Source organism: Bacillus cereus group sp. MYBK14-1, assembly GCF_051916885.1.
Classification (GTDB): domain Bacteria; phylum Bacillota; class Bacilli; order Bacillales; family Bacillaceae_G; genus Bacillus_A; species Bacillus_A cereus.
This window is the reverse complement of record NZ_JBQAHM010000004.1, coordinates 95,864-114,744: the sequence shown is the minus strand read 5'-3', so window position 1 is coordinate 114,744 and position 18,881 is coordinate 95,864. Positions and strand designations below refer to the sequence as shown.

The following is an 18,881-nucleotide window of genomic DNA, read 5'->3' as shown; positions in this document are numbered from 1 at the left end:
CCTCCTTTACTATGGAAACGGATGTGGATGTGGATTTAATCTTTCATTTGTTAAAGGTTCGTCTGTATATCCAAGTGTCATCGGTACGGTATATATCCGGTCCAGTCCTGTAACCCGAGTAAGATGGTGTCCGAACGTCATCGGTAACATACCTGGAATAATAACTTTTACACAGTGTAGTCCGTTCTTTTCTATAAGGGGAACGGTTTGATCTACAACGATTACTTCAAGGTCAGATTGATGCAAACGATTTAAAAGTTGGTGGAGATCGGATGTTAAATCCATATCAAATGATTGTGATACATTTATTTCTTGGAACGTTTGCACCGGTGCATCTTCTCGTAAAAGGAAGTGAAGACGTTCTTCCGTTTCTTTCAATCCGTACAGCATACTATGGTCTTCCATTTTATTAACGAAATAAGGATCTTGTAAGCACTTTTCGTAGTATTCTCTTTTGTGCTCGAGCTCATCGTCTGTTATAAGTAACATGCCTGCTATTTCTTGAATGGCACTTTTTAAAGCTCGAATAGGATCTAAATGAGCGCCTCCCGCACAAACAAAGTTCATTCCATTTTCACGCGTATTTTTTGCAATTACCCATAAGCTCGGGATGCCGTGTTCCATCGTCGCGTTAAAAGCGTGTAATTCATATCCGGTAATCGTACGTAACCGCTGGATCATTAATTGTAATTCTGTATCATTTGCTGAATTAAGATCAAGGCGGGGAAGAGGTAATTCGGCATACCAAGTGAGTAAGAAGGCATCACGCTCTACAATTTCTAAAATGCCGTGAAAAATCGCTTCTTCTAAACTACCGCCAATTGCACATCCATTTGATGTTTCATACACGAAAGCGTCTCGATGACCGAGGCTATAATAAGCAATTGATTCAGGAACTAAAAGCGGTCTGTTTTGTGATAAAGAATATCCCCATACCCAGTTTTGCTCATAATCAGGATCAAACGGCTTAAATGGAAAATTATCACGATTGTAATGTTCATTTGTATGTACACCGAGTGTGAGGGGATTTAGTGCATGTTCCTCTAAATCATGGAAACTACCATGCACATTTGTCTTTTTCCCGCGAGGCGACATACCGCAATATCGTTCTAAACCTTCTAAAATAGCAGTTGCTTCACTTACTGCAAATGAATGAGTTCGGCCTGCAACACCTTCATTTCCAAACATTAATGGCATGTTTATAATGACGTCAGCGAATGGTAATACAGAATGCTGCATTTTGCCGTTCAACATACCGACCCGATAATCTAAATAGTCTCTCGTTAAAAATGTGTTTAATTCATGAATGGAACGGCAGCGATACGTTTCGGTGCTTACTTTTAAACTCGGTTGTAAAGAAACTTCCGCCGCATCCGCAGTATCATCAGGTAAATTACTACATACAGGACAGAGAGGATCTGGAAGAAAAGAATGCCGCGTACATTGTAATGTTTGTAAGTTTAGTAAAATAAGTTTATTTTCTAAAGAAGAATGGTTATGAGTTAATATTTTTTCTGTTTCTGCGCAAATAAGATGGCACATTTGTAACATTCCATTTTGGGTGGCACGTACATCACGCCTCGTTACATTATCTGCTTTAAAGGCATATTTCCGCTGTAGTTCCCACATTTCTTTTTGATCAAAACCAGCGATAAAACGGCGTCCATCAGAACAATGGGAACATCCAGGCGCAAGAGGATGAATGTAAGGACCGATAATACCTTCGCCAAATGAAGTAAAACCACGTAGCCACGGAATATGATTTGACCGAAAAATTAGCTCAGCATCATGATGAATAGTAGAAGGAGATCCGTCATGTAATACGAGAGCGAGATGAATATTTTCAGGAAGTTCTTCTGGAAGGGTATGCTGACGAATGATGGAATATTGTTTGCATAAATGATCGTGTACATAGTCTGCAAGAAGGCCATCCCCTATAAGCAATATATTTTGTGTCATAGACCGTCCTCCTTTGCAATTAATACTCCGTATACACCATCTAAGTTTTCTTTCAAAAATGATTCAATTGCTAAATCAAATACGAATGGATAAAAATTATGTTCTTCTAAATGCTGTAAGGCAAGCTGTAAAGATTGCACACTTGGAATTTCTTCTTCCGCTTGTATTTCCACTCTAAAAGAATCCGTGTCATATAAAATAATAGATGATTCAGGCAAGATATTAGCTCTGTAAGGAGTCTCTTCACTTTGAATGTGGAGCAGTGATAGTTGTAGTGCGTTCCGTAAGGCTAATGTCATATTAATATTAGATGCACCGTACCATCTATCATTTATACCAACCCAAATGACTGGAAAACTGAGAATCTCTTCACTCATTGCGATTTTAGGTGTTTCATGAATTGTAGCAAGAGCATCGTAATAAAATCTACAATGTTTATCGTGAATATCAGTTAAATCAATCGTTGTAAGTTCTTCTAGCATATGTGACTGCCGTTCATACAATTTATTGTTTAAATGTTGTTGTAGTGCCCGGTAAAATCCTTCTGTCATCGTTTCTCCAGCACCGATACCGATATCGTTATGTTCAGGAATAAGGCGGTGAATGATTTCTGCTACATATGTTTCAATCCCTGTTAAACCAGCTTCTCGGCGTGCTTCATTATGAGTCAATCCACTGCAAGTCATAAGAGGCAGAAGGGGAGCTGGGCCATCTGATAATGGAGTGGCTACTTGAATATAGCATTGTGATAACGGTAATTGATATGAATCTTGTTCATCCCATACATGGAATATACCGGCTTCTTTAGAAGTTAATGAATCAAAAAATCGGAATACATCAGTTGAAGTATGTTGGCCATACCGATGCTCAAGTTTTTCAGAAAGATTTTCTATCGTATCAATTGTAAAACTTTCATCAGTTGCAAGAGGGTGTTTTATAAAAGGATGCCACGTTCCTTCAAGTGTTTCATAGTTTAATAAAAAGAATTGTGATTCTTTTTCACGATAAGAATCATCCGCGACATGTTTAAACAATTCAAAAACGATTACATTTGCTAACATGGCAGATGTAATTTGTGAGAAGGAATTCGATGAATTTTCATTTTGCAAAGTCGTTTCATGTAGCCGATGCCATGCGGATTCCCAGCATTCATCACGGTTTTCCATTACGACAGGTCCAGCTATACCGAGTGTTGATAAACAAATAGCTGGTATAAAATTCTTTTTCGTTTCTCTACAAATAGTGTGAACTGTTTTTAAACCGTCAATGTCTCCATTTTGAGAAACATATAAAATCCAATCAAAAGGTTCGAATACTTCATGTAAGGGACGGTCAATTGTAGTATCGATTTCTTGAAGGAGTACACTGTTATCAACTTCATATGCACGTTCTATTAGCTCATGTATTCTGTCATAGTTTGTTTTATCTCGATCTGTAACGAGGTAATGAAATGTAGGTAAACCAGATTCTAATAAAGAAGAAACTAAGGAAGTGAGCATATCCCCAGAACCAAGTACAAGGACATTTGCTCCGCGGTACGTTTCGAATTTTAAAGCACCTGAATGAGAATCGGCTTCTAAAAATTCAATTTGCGAAGCATATCTGTCGAGTAATGTACTGTTTAATTCATGAGGTGCATCTTGATTTGCATCGCGAACGAAACCATTTTCATATAAAATCTCTCCAATTTCAAATACCCGATTTTGATAGGGGAGAGGGAGGCCATCGGTTATTTCTGCTAAAGAATAATTTCCGTTAAACATTGGCATTAATTTTTCAATCCAGTCATAAATTCCATCACCGTCCATGCGAAATGAACTGGCGTTATTTCGAAAATAGACACCCCCGTTTGAATCGGGGAGGAAGAAAGTATCCTTATTTACTTTAAGTTTTGCATGAATTGGAAGGTTATTCATTTTAATCCTCCTTACGTTTAGGCATACATTATTAGCTTATGTCATGACATTTGTCCCGTATGAACGCAAAAAAAGGCTGTAGAATGATGTATTCTACAGCCTTTATATATTAGATTATTAATCCATCAACCTTCTAATAATAATGATTTTGGATCTTCAAGCATATCTTTAACAGCAACAAGGAAGCTAACTGCTTCTTTACCATCAACAATACGGTGATCGTAAGATAAAGCAATGTACATCATTGGGCGGTTTTCCATACGCTCGTTATCAATTGCAACTGGGCGTACTTGGATTTTATGCATTCCTAAAATACCAACTTGAGGGCTATTTAGGATCGGTGTTGACATTAGAGAACCGAATACACCACCGTTTGTAATTGTAAATGTACCACCTTGTAGTTCTTTTAATGAAAGTTTGTTATCGCGTGCTTTTTTACCTAATTCACGAATTTCGCTTTCGATTTCAGCGAAGTTTAATTGGTTAGCATCGCGTACAACTGGAACAACTAATCCATCTGGAGCTGCTACTGCAATACCGATATCATAGAATTTTTTAATGATAAGCTCGTCACCTTGAATTTCAGCATTTAATAATGGGAATTGTTTTAATGCTGCAACAACTGCTTTTGTGAAGAATGACATGAAGCCAAGACGTACATCATGTTTTTTCTCGAAAGCATCTTTGCGTTCTTTACGTAATTCCATGATCGCACTCATATCAACTTCGTTAAATGTTGTTAACATTGCAGATGTTTGTTGAACTTCTACAAGACGTTTTGCAATTGTTTGACGGCGGCGGGACATTTTCACGCGCTCAACTGGTTTTTCGAATTCCGTTTTTGCAACTGGAGCAGGAGCTGGACTCTTTGGAGCAGCTGGTGCTTCTTTTGGTGCTGCAGCATGAGCTTGTACATCATGTGGTCTCACGCGTCCAAGTGGATCTGTACTACGTACGTCGTTTAAGTCGATTCCTAATTCACGAGCCATCTTTCTAGCAGCTGGTGATGCGATAGGACGGTTTGTATTTGGTAACCCTTGTAGTGTTGCAGTTTGCTCAGCACTTGGTGCCGCAGCTTTCGGTGTTTCAGCTGTTTCTTGTTTTGGTTGCTCAGCAGCCGGTGCAGGTGTACTTACTGCAACTGGTGCTCCATTAGCATCTAAAATTGCGATAGTTGCGCCAACTTCAACTGTATCCCCAGGTTCGCCTAGTAACTTCGATACAATACCTGAATCTTCTGCAATGATTTCTACATTGACTTTATCAGTTTCAAGCTCAACAACGCTGCCACCTTTCTCAACTTTGTCGCCTACGTTGATAAGCCATTGTGAAATAGTTCCTTCAGTAATAGATTCTGCAAGCTCAGGTACTTTAATTTCGATCATTTTAAATGTCCTCCCCTTATTTGCCTAACGGTGTGTTTTTTCTTCTTTTGTCTTCGGTAATCTCCATTTGTTAGCCTGGCCTTGGGCAGAATATCTGCCCAAGGAACAAGCTAGAAACATTCATTGTTACTTTTTAGTTGCTGTAAACTTCAATTTCTTGTTTATCTTGACGGAAGTTATACTTCACATCTAAAGCGTGTGCAACAATTAGTTCTTGCTCAGCTTTGTGAGCGAATGGATCGCCGCCAGATGGACTAGAGCGATCAGGACGTCCAATGTAGCCTGTTTTCACTTTATCTCCAGCAAGTTCGAACAGAATTGGAGCCATGTAATGCCATGCACCCATATTACGAGGTTCTTCTTGAACCCAAATGATTTCTTCTAAGTTTTTAAAGCGTTTAATAATAGATTGAACTTTCTCAGCAGGGAATGGGTACAATTGCTCAATACGAACGACATGAACTTCGTCTAAGTTGTACTCATGTTTACCAGACTCGATTTCTGCTGCTAAGTCAATCGCCATTTTACCTGTGCTTAAAACAAGACGTTTTACTTTATTTGGTTTCATGCCAAGGTTTTCTTGTTCTAAAGCAGGTTGGAAACGTCCTTCGCTTAACTGACTAGCAGTTGAAAGCGTAAGTGGGTGACGTAATAAACTCTTCGGCGTCATCAGTACTAATGGTCGAACAGCTTCTGTTCCTAAGATAGATGCTTGACGACGCAGGATATGGAAGTATTGAGCCGCGCTCGTTAAGTTTGCAACTGTCCAGTTATTCTCAGCAGCTAACTGTAAGAAACGCTCTGGACGTGCACTAGAGTGTTCTGGCCCTTGACCTTCATAACCGTGTGGTAATAGAAGAACTAAGCCAGATTTTTGACCCCATTTTGCTCTTCCAGCTGACACATATTGATCAAATAATGCTTGCGCAGTATTTGAGAAGTCACCGTATTGCGCTTCCCACATAACGAGAGTTTCTGGAGCGAATACGTTATAACCATATTCGTAACCAACAACAGCAGCCTCTGATAACGGACTGTTATGAACAGAGAACGATGCATTAATGTTTGGTAAGCGATGTAACGGTGAATATGTTTCGTTTGTATCAGTATCGTGTAATACGATATGACGGTGTGCGAATGTACCACGCTGTGAATCTTGACCAGTTAAACGAATTGGCGTACCTTCTTGTAAAATAGAAGCGAATGCTAACGATTCAGCAAGTGCCCATTCAATTTTACCGTTCTCTTCAAGAGCATCTTTACGGCGCTCAAGAATTTTCTTCACTTTCGGATATACGTTAAATCTTTCTGGCCAAGATAGTAGACCTTCATTAATTGCACGAAGTGAGTCAATCTCAACACCAGTATCAATTGGTTGAATACCTTTTGCAACAACATCTGGTACTTTAACGTGAATTGTTGCGTCGCTCGTATCAGCTGGTGGTACTTGTGCATAGTCGGATTTTAATTGCTCTTGTGTAAACTGTGTAATTGTTTCAACCTCATCTGCATTTAGAACACCAGCAGCTTGTAATTGATCTGCATAAATTGCCCTTACAGTTGGATGGTTTTTAATTTTTTTGTACACTTGTGGTTGCGTAACTGCTGGATCATCCATTTCGTTATGACCGTAGCGGCGGTAACCAATTAAATCGATTAAGAAATCTTTTTTGAACAACATGCGATATTGAATCGCAAGGTTAGCAGCTGCAAGACAAGCTTCCGGATCATCAGCGTTCACGTGAACAATCGGAATATCGAAACCTTTTGCAAGGTCACTAGAATATTTCGTAGAACGAGAATCATAGCTATCAGTTGTAAAACCAACTGCATTGTTTGCGATAACATGAATCGTTCCGCCTGTTTGATACGCGTTCAATCTGCTTAAGTTGAGTGTCTCAGATACAATACCTTGACCAGGGAATGCAGCATCACCATGAACTAAAATTACGAATGATTTTGAAGTATCTTGATCTGGAAGACCAGATTTTTTACGATTCTCTTGAGCAGCACGTGCGAAACCTTCTACTACAGGATTCACGAACTCAAGATGACTCGGGTTATTTGCTAATGTCACGCGAGTGCTAACTTCTTCGTTACTAACGACTTGTTCTCTACCTAGGTGGTATTTCACATCGCCAGTCCAGCCAGAATTAGCCACTGCGCCTTCTATTTTTGCATGTTTGAACTCAGCAAACATGTGGCTATATGGTTTTTCTAATACGTGAGCAAGTACGCTTAGGCGACCGCGGTGAGCCATACCAATCATGACATCCTCTACGCCGTTCTTAGCACCTTCTAGAACAATTTCATCTAAAACAGGTACAAGCATATCAACGCCCTCGATAGAGAAACGTTTTTGCCCAACGAATGTTTTATGCAAGAATTGCTCGAAACCTTCAACAGCTGTTAAACGTTTTAAAAGAGCAGTTCGTTTTTTATTTGATAGTGGTTGACGCAATGAATTTGATTCCACCATTTGATGCAACCACGCGCGTTCTTCACTATCTTGTATATGAGAAAATTCATAAGCTAAAGATTTTGTATAAACGTCTTTTAATCTATGAATTACATCAAGTGCAGTGTGAATACCTTCTGGTGCATCTGGCCATACTGTTTTCGCTGGAATCGCTTTCAAGTCAGCATCGCTCAGTTCGTTCAATGCTTTCTCAAGAAGAGATTGTCCATTTGCAGCATCTTCCATCGGGTTGATGTGAGCCAACGTGTGCCCGAAAGAACGAATCTGCTCAACAAGTTGAACGACTTTAAGAATTTTTTCAATGTTACCTGTGTTTTGAGGAGAAAAATGTGTTGCTGTGTTGTCCCCTGTTACGACATCATCTTGAAACGAAGGAGCTCCAAAAATTTCAAAAAGCTCTTGTAATTCCGGATCAACAGAACCTGCTCCAGTTACGTAAAGATCATACTGCTCAATAACATAACCAAGGTTCGGACCGTGGAACTTGGCCCAAGGGTTTGTCGTTGTATTCTTCCTCGTCATTTGTTTAAACCTCCCAATGCATATAATCCTTTTCCATACAAAGGTGCATTTTGCTCTTTTTCAATAAGTAATAAATCAATAATCAATGTAAATGTTTTCTTTACTCTTATGTTATTACAATAATTTACATAATACCAAACACTATTACTTATCTGTTTTGTAAAAAAACATTCACAATAACTTATCACCCAAGTTAATCTTTCATGTTATAAAGTAATTTTACAGAAAAATGGGGTGGATATATTTGGTATGCCTATACTAATAGCTATAATTGGTGCATTTAAATATAGGTATAATAGTTAGAATGTTTCGATAAAATTAGTTTGAATTATGTATATTGAAATAATAAGCGCTTTCATAGATATTATACAACAATATAACGGAATATAGTATAAAAAATAAAAAATTATGAATTTATCGTAAACTTTATTTAGATAGTGTTAAATATTGAAAGGAAAGTGAAGGATTTCTACAAAAAAAGTTGCTAAACATAAAAAATGCTCCATAAACAGTTAGTTTCTATAAATATGACGAAAAACACCGTAAAACAAATAACGTATTTCGTGAAATAAAGAAATAAATGAAATGTTTTAAAAGGATAAAACAAATATGGAGATATTAAATTTTAAAAAAAGAAGTGAGGAGATATAGTAACATTTATTTACAGTGTTCCGTGTTTCGCTTCAAAATAGACGTGCTGAAATTGAAAAAAGTTTCTTCTATATTATTGAATATACTTATGGCACTTACAATGAGTACCGTCTTTATCTCATTTGTTGTTTTGGCAAAAAGATATTAAGATGGAAGAGAGAAAGGAAGATTAACATATGCAAATGATGTATGCTTTTGGCATTGGGCTTGTATTATTTTTAGCTGTATTCTTATTTATTCGTAAAGACGTTCAAGGCGGGACGTTAACGAAACGAGGATTTTATAAAATGATCGGCTGTTTAGTTGTTATGTTTATAGCGATTATTGTAATGATCGTTTTAATAAGTCAGTCACTATAGAATGAAAAAACGGAACCTTACTTCGGTAAGGTTTTTCTTTATTATTCAACCTAAAAATTACCACTAAATCCATTTACTATAAATGACTTATATTATATAATCCAATGAAATGATAGATAAGGAGTGTAGTATATGAATAAAAAAACTATCTTCTATTTATTAACTTGTCTACTACTTGTAGCTAGTACTACTTATATAATATGTAACAAAAGAGAACAAGTGCCACCTATATTAGTATGGGACAAACAAGAATACTATGTTACGAATGAACCAGCCAAAGTAAAAGAAGTTGGGCAAAAACTTGGCGAAGTAACAAAGAAAATTAAAACAAGTAGAAAACCTACTAAAAATAGAGAATCTAATACATTACAAGAGAAAACAGAAGTATTTACAATGATTGAGGAAGAAAAAAGTGATTACCCGCCTTTAATCATAAAGGAAGCTTATAGTGATGAATATAGGGTAGTGAGGCCGATGTTGAAGCAAGTATTGTGATGAAAAGGGGATTCATATGCAGACAGTAATTTCGTATCCGTGGGTGTTAAGAAAAATATTTGTCTTTTTCCTCCTATCGGTGCTGTTTACATTTTGATGAATAGAGGAGCGATACAAAAGAGAGATTTTATATTTATTATTTGCTGCTATGAATATATCACTTTGGTTATTGCTTATGATTTTTGATTGGAGTATGTGGATGGTAGTAGGGCATTATTTGTTTGGAGCAGTTGTTATTGTTTTTTCGAATATGAATAAGAGCTAAGCCAGCAACCTTAAAGTTGCTGGTTTTTATTTTGCTATTTATAATGAAGAAACAAATTTTTAATAGAGAGTAGTGGGCGTTATGAGATGGAAAGAGGGAACGTTTGAAAAAATAGACACGAATAACTCATCTGTTGAGCAACTTATAAACACGTTTAAGGAACAAAACTTAATTGGTGGAGCAATAATAAGCTGTTTTAAAGTGCATAACGAAAATTTTTTAAAGAAATACCACATTCGAAAGATGGACATGAGCACTTCTTTAGAAGAATCTTCAACTCTTTAGATATAATCAATAACTTAGAAGAGTTAAAAATACATACATCAGACAAATATAAGTTTCGTTTTAAAGAGCAGCTGGCAGTTATGCTTGATGGTAGCATTGCTGCGCAAATTTTGTGGGGCGGAGCATATGAAGGGTTTAAGGAACGACCAGTTATCGCAAAACAATTAGCAGTCAATGTATGTCAATATATGTTCCAAAATCGATACGAAGATATTAAAGTGTTCGAAAGCTATCGCCCTTGGACAGATTGGTTTTACGATGTTGCGTGGGATGTTACTTGGATGGTGTTAGATAGTAGGGAACAGAAAATGTGGTTCATTTGTGCTATGGATACAGATTGATAGAAGAGGGACCTTGTAGGAATGCTGCAAGGCCCTTTATCTTTTGGGAATTAATAGAAAACGAATCATATAAATGCTATACTAAAAAATGTTTGTAATGTCAGTTTCATAATATTGTATGATGCTGACTTACTAGAAAAGATAAGAGGAGAATGAGCGTGCAAAAGATAAAGAGATTATTGCTATTAATGATGGTAGTAGGATTAACAGCAGGTGTTTTAGCAGGGTGTGCAAATCCGAAAGATACTACAGAAGAATTTTTAACAGCGATACAAAAAGGTGATGTAGAAAAGGCTCGTACATTTGTTGAGAGTGACAAGGAATTTAATAAGCTAAATGAAAAAACAGATGATGCTGAGGCAAAAGCAATGCTAAGTGCAATTACAAAGAACTTTAAATTTGAAAAGCTAGAAGAAGTATCGAAAAAGGATGACAAAGCAGAAGTGAAAGTGAAAATTACATCTGCTGATCTATCCGTTGCTGTAACAAAAGCAGTGGGAGAAGTTATGCCAATGGCCTTCGCTAGCGCATTTAGTGAAGACAAAGAACAATCTGAAAAAGCAATCGAAAAAACAATGACCTCAACTATCATCAAAAACTTAACGGATAAAGATGCAGCAATGGCAACTCGCGAAGTTACATTGAACTTAAAGAAAGACAAAGATGGCGACTATAAAATCGTTGCTGACGATAACTTGAAAGAAGTATTGTTTGCAAATGCGAAATCTTTGGAGAAGATGTTTGGTGGGAAGTAATTGAATTAGATAAAAAAGAGACACTATATCACGTAGAAGGTTGATATGGTGTCTCTTTTTTATATGACCCCGGAGAGGCTCGAACTCACGACCTCCACCCTGTCAAGGTGGCGCTCTCCCTGCTGAGCTACGGGATCCCAACTATAAATGTTACCATCAGCAATGTATTTTCATTTCATTCGTGTAATCGGAGGATTTGTACAATTTGTTGAGTATTGTAACATTTGATGTATTCCTATAATAGCAACAAACTTTAATGGTGTAAAGATGTAATTTTCTGAATATTTATATTCTAATTTTTGTATAAAAAAATAAGCCCCGAAGAGCTTATTTTAATAATAATATCAACGCAATTATCAATGATATTTTCAAAAATACAATCATAAATAATGGAGCTTGTTCATAAGCTATCGTCCTGTAACTGTCATTCCTGCTGTGTAAATTGTATCAATAGAACCGTCAGCGCCTTTTATTTCGACTTTATAACGATATGTTCCATCCTCATAAATATCATCGCCATATCCTGTGAAAGTTGCAATTTCATCATTGCTTCCAGCTGGGACCCATTGATTTTGCCAACGGAAGTTGGTTTCAAATTCTCCCCATCTATCGCCATATTTCTTTTCAAGGCTGACATTGTAATGAATTTCTTCAGCTCGGTCATTTGTAATTCTTGCAATTACGCTGTTACCAAAAGTAACTTGTGTAGAGTGTACCTGAACTGTAACACCGTTCACCGTTTCACCAGGACCACAAATGTAATGACAACCATCCCATTCGTCAGCATGTGCTTTTGGTGTTTCAATGTTCATAACCGTTAAACCGCCTAAAGCTAATGCGCCAGTTAATAATACTTTACTAAATGCCTTCACTTGAAATTCCCCCTAAGTATATTCTCAATTCGTTCGATAGGCGTCACATTAAATAGTTTTATAAGATTAATCTAATCGAACACTTTTTTCCTCGAGTGCATTCGCTATGAATCTTTCATCTTGTAGTAATCTAATCCCTACATAAAATTTCATAGTTTTGATTTCATATATGTATCATGATTTACATAGAACAAATCTGTTAATACGTTTTGGTTATTTGCTTATCCCACTACTCTTTATTACCTTTTATTGGTAAAACGTTGGTTTTATTATATACCATTATTATCTATTTACAAGAGAAAACAATACTGTATGCAAAAATGCATAATAAAAAACACTACTTGTATTCTGAATTACAGAATACAAGTAGTGTTGGGTTTCAATTAATATTTAATTGGAACCTAATGCTAATTTTTTATGTTTAACAGTATACATATATCACTGTTTTTTTAGTCATAATTGATAAAATTTGTTCAGGGGACGCTCTTCCTGTTGAGCTATGGGATCTTTAAAAGGGAAAGTATAAGCGATTATGAGAGTAATGTATGAAGGGATAATGATGAGAAGCGAATTTAGTAGAAAGTAGTCTTTGGATGTAGAGGTTATATTACTTCCGATACCAATCCAAAGGACCTTCATCACTCAAATCAACAAGAAAAGGGAACAAGAAGTGTAAAGGTAAGCTTATAAGTTCTGGCATAGCGTTCACTGTTTTCTTTGATAGATATTGCCTCCCAAAACAATACGGACAATCTTTTTCAAATGTCAAGAGTATTGACCATACATCTTTTACTTTCCACTTCGTTTTACAATACGTACAACGCGCCATTGAGTTCCTCCTCAGTTTAAGGTGTTTTCTAATATATTCTACTTTATTGTACGAAAGTCATTTGAATTTGATGTGGTAAAATGCAAAACAAGCCTAACCTCGTTCTACATTCAGGGAGGGGTTAAGCTTGTTTTAATTCCGTTCAATGTCTCTTTGTATCAGGCTGTTTATACATTGCCTAGATAGCTTCGTGTTAAATTCGGGAGAATAATTTTTCCATCTTTACTGTATTTTTCGAATAGCTCTGATAGGAGAAAAATAAAGTTTTTATACTGTTCGTCATTTTCTTTCGGAGCATAAGATGCTGATAAATTCCTTCCCAAAAACCCTTCATAATCAAAAAGTAAATCATTTTGATATTCTTTAAAATCATACTTTCCATCTTTAAAAAAGTTGTTAAATACTTCTGGAGTTTCATCTATTCCACCGCTAAAGCCTTTAAAGTTTGGACAGGTTTTCTGGCAAATTTCTGCATTCTCTTTAATAAGTGGACTAGTTAAATCTCTACTATTCCAAACAAGTGCAACATTTGCTTTTTGTTTTAAAATTCGTTGGCATTCGATTTTGAAAGCCTCTTTATTAAACCAATGAAATGCTTGGGCAACAGTTACTAAATCTACACTATTTTCTTTTAAAGTGGTATTTTCAGCAGTTGCTTTTATGGATTGAAAACGAGAATATAGTTTTAATGATTGATCAGCCATCTTTCTCATATCATCATTTGGCTCAACTCCAATAACATGTAAACCACTTTCAAGCAGCTGGTGGCTAAATATCCCCGTACCTGAACCAATATCAGCCACAATCCGATTCCCTTTCAGTTGGTTAGCTGAAAGCAAGTAATCAATATATTCATTAGGATAACTAGGGCGATATTTTGCATATATATCGGCCCTGTCAGTAAAATTTTCTGTTGTTTTCACAGTACTACCTTCTTTCTTACGATATGATGTACAGAAATAGAAATTAAATATGAATTCCGGCATCAGTCTCTAAGTCTACAACTTAAGAGTCCAGCTAAATAGAAAGCCTCAGTTTCTTTATTCAAATATCCTTTATCCGTTTAGTATACTATTTTAGATAATATCTTCCAAAAGACTAGAATGGCTTACTCAATTATGTTTTAAAGTGTATATTTTTATGGATTTATTTAATAATTTATGAGCAATTGTATGCCGTATTACGTTTACGTAGGTAAGAGATTTTCATTTTTGCTATTTAAATTGGCCAATATATCCTTTTTACAATTTACTGAAAATCATGTATAACAGAGATACATGATTATTTTATCTCGCTATTTGCGGGCAGTAAGATCCCTTACCTCGAAATTCAGCAAAAGTAAAGAAGTTAGGTTCGGGTCGGAATGCCCGTAAAAGTCCGATTCGTGAGGGTTGATGAAAGTTTCACTTTATAAATATTCAGAAGTAGAGGGAGAAAAGTTGTAATGGTAAGAAAAACGTTCAAGATGCGCGTGTCTAAAAATAGAACGATTTTGATTAATGGATCGATTCTTGATGTGGATGTTACACATGATGAATTTTTACAAGAGTTTGTTGAGTGGGTTGATTCTAAAGGTTGGTCGTTTATGGGAATAACAGATGAGATTACGCCCGAGGAAGCTAGTCAAAAGTTAATAGATTCGTTGATTGATGAGAAGGATAAGAAAGAGTAATTCCTTCTTATTTTTATTGTATATTTATGTTCTTTATCGTAAAAGTATGATATAGTAAAAAATAGTGAAATTTCTTCCAATATAATACAAATTACATATGATTGGTAGATTTATTATTTTGTTAAGGAGTAAATGGAAAAGGGAGAGTCATATGGTAAATTTTAAGAAAATTTTGGTTTTTATTACAGTTATTTGTTCGTTTTTTTTGACGCCCATAACATTGCGTGCTGAGACGAATATTGGAGTAAATCCAGAACAAGTTGCACCACCACCTGCGGAAGGACCGAATGTTTTTAGTCAGTTTGCAACGACAATTGATGCGAAAACAGGAGATGTTTTGTATGATAAAAACGCATATCACCGAGCATATCCTGCTAGTACGACGAAGGTGTTAACAGCGATTTTACTCATGGAGCATACAAAGCCAGAGGATCAATTTACATTTTCACAATTAGCATTAGATCAAGAGAAGAGTAATTATCAAATTGAGTTTCAACCTGGAGAGACAATTAATAGAAATACTGCGCTTATGATTTTAATGGTGCTGAGTGCGAATGATGTGTCGTATGCGATTGCGGAGCGGATTGGCGGGAGTGTTGAGAATTTCGCTAATATGATGAATGAGAAAGCGAAGCAATTAGGAGCGAAAGATAGCCACTTTGTAACACCGAATGGATTGCATGATCCGAACCATTATACGACGCCGTATGATATGGCTATGATTACGAAGGGTGTGCAAAAGTATCCTGAAATTTTACAAGCGATGAATACGAAAAGAACGACAGTTACGACGTCTAGGCAGACGGTGTCTATTTTTAATAAATCTAATTTTTTTGAAAATCCATATAGCATTGGCGGTAAGACAGGGTTTACGAATGAAGCACGTAATACACTTGTTTTATTAAATGAGAAAGATGGAAATCGTATTATAAGCGTAGTAATGGCTTCTCAAAGACCTGAAATTTATGAAGATTTGAAGCAGATGGCGGAATATTCTTTCGGTCAATTTACGAAGCAAATGGTGCTTGATAAACATAATTGGCATCAAAAAACAACATATTTAAATAAAGATGTTAATTCTGAGTTGGAACAAAGTGCGGAGCTTATGCTTAAGAAAGATGAAGGGAAAAATGTGAAAACTATTTTCCGGGCGGCTTCATTAGATAAAGAATCTTTATATCATAAAGGAATACATCGTGGTGAGGTAGTTGGTGCAGTTGATATTACGAAAAATAATCAAACAATTGCGACGGTAAATGTTCTTTCAACAGAAGATGTCACTTTTACGATGCCTAAAAAAGATACAACTATGCCTGAAGTAAAAGACTCAAATGTGAAAGTAATAAGTGTTGGGATAGGTGCGATTATATTATTTGGAGCAATTTTATATGTAGTGTTGCGCCGAAATACAAAAGGAATGAAATCAGAAGATAAATAAATTACTAATAAAAAGACTGTGTAAAATTTTGGCACAGTCTTTTTTCTATATTTTAAATAACTAATAATTGTAAATTTTCTTATTGCAATAACTTAAAGTTCGTTATATCATTTACTTGTGTTCTTGTTAAAGAACAAAGTGGATGTTGCATACTTCAAATAATATAAAACAACGGAGAGGGAGAGAGACGATGAAATTAATATGGAAGATAATTAGCAACGCGATCTCATTTGTTTTATTTGCATTGATGGTTTTTTTAGCTTTTGTAGTTATTTCTTCAAAAGCAAGCGGTGGTGATCCGACAGTGATGGGATATCAATTTAAGAGCGTTCTTTCAGGATCAATGGAGCCGACGTTTTTAACAGGATCAATCATTGCAATAGAACCAAACAAAGATGGTTCTAAATATCAAAAAGGTGATGTTATTACCTTTAAAGAGAAAGATCAAAAAATTATCACTCACCGTATTATCGGTGTGAAAGATACAAATGGAAAAGTAATGTATGAAACAAAAGGGGATAACAACAACGGACCAGATTTAGAGCCAGTACTTGCAGAAAATGTAGTTGGAAAGTATGCAGATATTACAGTTCCGTATGTTGGTTATTTACTGAATTATGCGAATTCAAAAGCGGGAGCAGCATTGCTTCTTATTATTCCAGGAGTCTTTTTGCTTGGTTATTCCGCTATTTCTATTTTTGGTGCTATTCGTAGCATTGACGGAGAAAAGAAAGATAAAAAAGTAGAACAATCCGTCTAGTTCGTTTGGTTATACTTTCCGTTTAGGAAGTTAACAAATATATATTAAGGGGATATGGACATGACTTTAAAGAAAAAATTAGGAATGGGTATTACATCAGCAGTATTAGGAGCAGCTTTAGTTGGTGGAGGAACATTTGCATTTTTCAGTGATAAAGAAGTGTCAAACAATACATTTGCGGCTGGAACACTGGATTTAGCATTAAATCCATCAACAGTTGTTAACGTATCGAATTTAAAACCTGGGGATACAATTGAAAAAGAATTTAAACTAGAAAATAAAGGTTCTTTAGATATTAAAAAGGTTCTACTGAAAACAGATTATAATGTAGAAGATGTAAAGAAAGATAATAAAGATGATTTTGGTAAACATATTAAAGTAACATTCTTAAAAAATGTAGATAAGCATGAGACAATTGTGAAACAAACTACTTTAGATAAATTAAAAGGTGACACACTTACAGCTGTAGATAATGATTTATCGGCTTGGTTCTGGGATGAAAAAGGTATTTCAGCAGGTAAATCTGATAAATTCAAAGTGAAATTTGAGTTCGTTGATAATGGAAAAGATCAAAATCAATTCCAAGGCGATAAGTTACAATTAAATTGGACGTTTGATGCACAACAAACAGCAGGTGAAGAAAGATAATAATAAAAAGGGCTATCACATGGATAGCCCTTTTTCTATTTTTCTAGTATTTGTCTATCAATTTTAATAGTTCTTTACTATAATATAGATAATGTTCTGTATAAAGAACGTAATGTTCGATGGGAGAGATTAAGATGCTGAAAAGACCGCGTAATTTTAAAAAGATGCTTATATTGCCGTGTATGTGTTCTATTACGTTTTATTTAGGATCTCAAATTATGACGCATACAGAAGCGGCGTTCATTCATGAAACGAAAGTAGAAGCGACGCTTTCTACAGCAATTATATTTCCGAAAACAGTTAATACGTTAAAAGAGCAATCTGAGAAACATAAACAGTTTATTGAGCGTGAGTATGGAACGATGAAGGGGAAATCGAAAGCAACTTCTATTGAAGAAATAAAACAGGCGATTTCTGTATGGCAACAAGGGCGTGAGAAAATTGTTGCTGAGAAGGAAGCTCTGCAAAATGTATATACTGAAATAGAAGCTCCTTACAATCAAATACAAGAAGAATTAAAGGTAAATAAAGATGAGTCGATGCAGCAAGTGTCCATATATGTAAATGAAGGCTTTCGCAGTATCAAAGAGAAGCGTGACTATATTGAGAAAGAAATTAGCTTGAAAGCTATTGATGAGCAAATTCAGGCTCTTCAGCAACAATTAAACGTTGCAATTGAAGCGGAAGGACAAAAGAAAGTAGAAGAACAAAAGAAAGCAGAGGAACAGAAGAAAGTAGAAGAACAAAAGAAAGCCGAAGAACAAAAGAAAGCCGAAGAACAAAAGAAAGTAGAAGAACAGAAGAAAGCCGAAGAACAAAAGAAAGCCGAAGAACAGAAGGAAGTAGAAGAACAGAAGAAAGTAGAAGAACAGAAAAAAGTAGAAGAGCAAAAGAAAGCGGAAGAACAGAAAAAAGTAGAAGAGCAGAAGAAAGCGGAGTAACTGCTTTAGTGAAACAGCCAGAAAACAAGAATGTGGTGTAAGAGAGAGTGAACGAATAAGCAAGACTAGTAATATTTATACGAGTGTGAGGGAACGTTAGCCCTCACCTCTTTGTTTTTCTTTTTTCTTATAGTATTAAGTGATTTGAGTGTGAAAAAAGTTATAAATTATCATTATTTTTTCCGAAAAGTCTAAAAAATATTGAGAAATAAAAATAACTGAAAATATTAATAAATATGTGTTGTGTTTATATAGGGTTGTTCGTTATAATGAACATAAGGTTTTTAAAAAAGAACGCATATTAGCTAA

At 35.7% G+C, this 18,881-nt stretch carries 15 protein-coding genes, 1 tRNA gene and 3 pseudogenes; 11 read left to right on the top strand and 8 right to left on the bottom strand.

The features are described from left to right. Nucleotides 1-9: 9 nt before the first annotated feature. The 4 genes from ACTFR3_RS13475 to odhA all read right to left on the bottom strand — a co-directional run bounded on the left by ACTFR3_RS13475 (nucleotide 10) and on the right by odhA (nucleotide 8,261). Complete coding sequence (locus ACTFR3_RS13475) at nucleotides 10-1,959, bottom strand: TOMM precursor leader peptide-binding protein (RefSeq protein ID WP_440044477.1); 1,950 nt, start codon at nucleotides 1,957-1,959, stop codon at nucleotides 10-12. After that, nucleotides 1,956-3,875: a putative thiazole-containing bacteriocin maturation protein gene (locus tag ACTFR3_RS13470; RefSeq protein WP_440044476.1), complete on the bottom strand. Its 1,920-nt coding sequence runs from the start codon at nucleotides 3,873-3,875 to the stop codon at nucleotides 1,956-1,958. The genes ACTFR3_RS13475 and ACTFR3_RS13470 overlap by 4 nt, the downstream gene beginning before the upstream one ends. A gap of 125 nt (nucleotides 3,876-4,000) precedes the next feature. Continuing rightward, entirely contained in the window at nucleotides 4,001-5,260 is a 1,260-nt protein-coding gene (gene odhB, locus ACTFR3_RS13465) for a 2-oxoglutarate dehydrogenase complex dihydrolipoyllysine-residue succinyltransferase (RefSeq protein WP_000569903.1), read from the bottom strand. A gap of 133 nt (nucleotides 5,261-5,393) precedes the next feature. Then, entirely contained in the window at nucleotides 5,394-8,261 is a 2,868-nt protein-coding gene (odhA, locus tag ACTFR3_RS13460) for a 2-oxoglutarate dehydrogenase E1 component (RefSeq protein WP_440044475.1), read from the bottom strand. A gap of 721 nt (nucleotides 8,262-8,982) precedes the next feature. Here odhA and ACTFR3_RS13455 point away from each other — a divergent pair. The 6 genes and pseudogenes from ACTFR3_RS13455 to ACTFR3_RS13430 all read left to right on the top strand — a co-directional run. Further along, nucleotides 8,983-9,060, top strand: a pseudogene (locus tag ACTFR3_RS13455) (permease); the annotation flags it as partial. Between the two features lie 28 nt (nucleotides 9,061-9,088). Then, nucleotides 9,089-9,271: a DUF3976 domain-containing protein gene (locus ACTFR3_RS13450; RefSeq protein WP_001178302.1), complete on the top strand. Its 183-nt coding sequence runs from the start codon at nucleotides 9,089-9,091 to the stop codon at nucleotides 9,269-9,271. A gap of 132 nt (nucleotides 9,272-9,403) precedes the next feature. Then, complete coding sequence (locus ACTFR3_RS13445) at nucleotides 9,404-9,766, top strand: hypothetical protein (RefSeq protein ID WP_001036584.1); 363 nt, start codon at nucleotides 9,404-9,406, stop codon at nucleotides 9,764-9,766. A gap of 16 nt (nucleotides 9,767-9,782) precedes the next feature. Continuing rightward, nucleotides 9,783-10,031, top strand: a pseudogene (locus ACTFR3_RS13440) (hypothetical protein). An 81-nt stretch (nucleotides 10,032-10,112) separates the two neighbouring features. After that, nucleotides 10,113-10,657: pseudogene (locus ACTFR3_RS13435) on the top strand (hypothetical protein). A 158-nt stretch (nucleotides 10,658-10,815) separates the two neighbouring features. Beyond that, entirely contained in the window at nucleotides 10,816-11,412 is a 597-nt protein-coding gene (locus tag ACTFR3_RS13430; protein WP_001169495.1) for a DUF4878 domain-containing protein, read from the top strand. A 64-nt stretch (nucleotides 11,413-11,476) separates the two neighbouring features. Here ACTFR3_RS13430 and ACTFR3_RS13425 read toward each other — a convergent pair. The 4 genes from ACTFR3_RS13425 to ACTFR3_RS13410 all read right to left on the bottom strand — a co-directional run bounded on the left by ACTFR3_RS13425 (nucleotide 11,477) and on the right by ACTFR3_RS13410 (nucleotide 14,036). Next, nucleotides 11,477-11,549: transfer RNA gene (locus ACTFR3_RS13425), tRNA-Val, on the bottom strand. Nucleotides 11,550-11,819: 270 nt separating this feature from the next. Beyond that, nucleotides 11,820-12,284: a hypothetical protein gene (locus ACTFR3_RS13420; RefSeq protein WP_000643273.1), complete on the bottom strand. Its 465-nt coding sequence runs from the start codon at nucleotides 12,282-12,284 to the stop codon at nucleotides 11,820-11,822. Nucleotides 12,285-12,891: 607 nt separating this feature from the next. Beyond that, a complete protein-coding gene (locus ACTFR3_RS13415; protein ID WP_023521452.1) occupies nucleotides 12,892-13,113 on the bottom strand; it encodes a hypothetical protein in 222 nt (73 codons plus the stop codon). A 167-nt stretch (nucleotides 13,114-13,280) separates the two neighbouring features. Next, nucleotides 13,281-14,036 carry a class I SAM-dependent methyltransferase gene (locus tag ACTFR3_RS13410; RefSeq protein WP_440044474.1) on the bottom strand — a complete coding sequence of 252 codons (756 nt, stop codon included), beginning with the start codon at nucleotides 14,034-14,036 and terminating at the stop codon, nucleotides 13,281-13,283. Between the two features lie 521 nt (nucleotides 14,037-14,557). On the opposite strand from ACTFR3_RS13410, the gene ACTFR3_RS13405 reads away from it, so the two are divergent. The 5 genes from ACTFR3_RS13405 (at nucleotide 14,558) to ACTFR3_RS13385 (ending at nucleotide 18,572) form a co-directional block, all read left to right on the top strand. Continuing rightward, complete coding sequence (locus ACTFR3_RS13405) at nucleotides 14,558-14,785, top strand: hypothetical protein (RefSeq protein WP_420953566.1); 228 nt, start codon at nucleotides 14,558-14,560, stop codon at nucleotides 14,783-14,785. Nucleotides 14,786-14,936: 151 nt separating this feature from the next. Then, entirely contained in the window at nucleotides 14,937-16,223 is a 1,287-nt protein-coding gene (locus ACTFR3_RS13400; protein ID WP_000247030.1) for a D-alanyl-D-alanine carboxypeptidase family protein, read from the top strand. A 190-nt stretch (nucleotides 16,224-16,413) separates the two neighbouring features. Beyond that, complete coding sequence (gene sipW / locus ACTFR3_RS13395; protein ID WP_000767792.1) at nucleotides 16,414-16,983, top strand: signal peptidase I SipW; 570 nt, start codon at nucleotides 16,414-16,416, stop codon at nucleotides 16,981-16,983. Nucleotides 16,984-17,043: 60 nt separating this feature from the next. Beyond that, nucleotides 17,044-17,631: a CalY family protein gene (locus ACTFR3_RS13390; RefSeq protein WP_000172852.1), complete on the top strand. Its 588-nt coding sequence runs from the start codon at nucleotides 17,044-17,046 to the stop codon at nucleotides 17,629-17,631. Between the two features lie 134 nt (nucleotides 17,632-17,765). After that, nucleotides 17,766-18,572 carry a DUF4047 domain-containing protein gene (locus tag ACTFR3_RS13385; protein WP_440044473.1) on the top strand — a complete coding sequence of 269 codons (807 nt, stop codon included), beginning with the start codon at nucleotides 17,766-17,768 and terminating at the stop codon, nucleotides 18,570-18,572. Nucleotides 18,573-18,881: the final 309 nt, after the last annotated feature.

Coding starts and splice junctions, on each gene's coding strand:
- odhB (WP_000569903.1), bottom strand. CDS start 5,260: ATGATCGAAATTAAAGTACCTGAGCTTGCAGAATCTATTACTGAAGGA.
- ACTFR3_RS13390 (WP_000172852.1), top strand. CDS start 17,044: ATGACTTTAAAGAAAAAATTAGGAATGGGTATTACATCAGCAGTATTA.
- ACTFR3_RS13415 (WP_023521452.1), bottom strand. CDS start 13,113: ATGGCGCGTTGTACGTATTGTAAAACGAAGTGGAAAGTAAAAGATGTA.
- ACTFR3_RS13470 (WP_440044476.1), bottom strand. CDS start 3,875: ATGAATAACCTTCCAATTCATGCAAAACTTAAAGTAAATAAGGATACT.
- ACTFR3_RS13475 (WP_440044477.1), bottom strand. CDS start 1,959: ATGACACAAAATATATTGCTTATAGGGGATGGCCTTCTTGCAGACTAT.
- ACTFR3_RS13445 (WP_001036584.1), top strand. CDS start 9,404: ATGAATAAAAAAACTATCTTCTATTTATTAACTTGTCTACTACTTGTA.
- ACTFR3_RS13400 (WP_000247030.1), top strand. CDS start 14,937: ATGGTAAATTTTAAGAAAATTTTGGTTTTTATTACAGTTATTTGTTCG.
- ACTFR3_RS13405 (WP_420953566.1), top strand. CDS start 14,558: ATGGTAAGAAAAACGTTCAAGATGCGCGTGTCTAAAAATAGAACGATT.
- odhA (WP_440044475.1), bottom strand. CDS start 8,261: ATGACGAGGAAGAATACAACGACAAACCCTTGGGCCAAGTTCCACGGT.
- sipW (WP_000767792.1), top strand. CDS start 16,414: ATGAAATTAATATGGAAGATAATTAGCAACGCGATCTCATTTGTTTTA.
- ACTFR3_RS13450 (WP_001178302.1), top strand. CDS start 9,089: ATGCAAATGATGTATGCTTTTGGCATTGGGCTTGTATTATTTTTAGCT.
- ACTFR3_RS13385 (WP_440044473.1), top strand. CDS start 17,766: ATGCTGAAAAGACCGCGTAATTTTAAAAAGATGCTTATATTGCCGTGT.